The sequence below is a fragment of the Candidatus Protochlamydia sp. W-9 genome (assembly GCF_001950615.1).
Lineage (GTDB): Bacteria > Chlamydiota > Chlamydiia > Chlamydiales > Parachlamydiaceae > Protochlamydia > Protochlamydia amoebophila.
Genome location: NZ_BCPZ01000300.1, coordinates 1 through 334, shown reverse-complemented (window position 1 = coordinate 334; position 334 = coordinate 1). Strand labels below are relative to the sequence as shown.

The following is a 334-nucleotide window of genomic DNA, read 5'->3' as shown; positions in this document are numbered from 1 at the left end:
CCGGCATTTCTGTGGCGTGTATGTTCAATTTGAGAAATATTTTTTAGTTGATCATTCACCGTTTCAATAATAGCTCGTTTTCTAAGAAGAATTTTGTCTGTCAACTTCATAAGATTCTGCTTCATGTTCGATCTTAGGGTAGTAAATAGTTCAAGACCTTGTTTCAAAAGCCTCTTTGAAAGTTCTTTCGAAATATACCCCTTATCACCAAATAGTTTCCCAAAAATCCCTTTCGACAAAGTTTCGGCAATAGAAACATCAGCGACATTTCCAGGAGTTAGCTGAAAAGCCAAAATTTCTCCTTTCTCATTGATCATGAGATGCAATTTAAACC

Annotated in this window: 1 protein-coding gene; it reads right to left on the bottom strand. The window is 35.6% G+C overall.

Annotation, left to right across the window (positions count from 1 at the left end; genetic code table 11):
* A partial coding sequence (locus BU804_RS08830; RefSeq protein ID WP_143298970.1) for an IS982 family transposase occupies nucleotides 1-334 on the bottom strand: 334 nt, incomplete at both ends.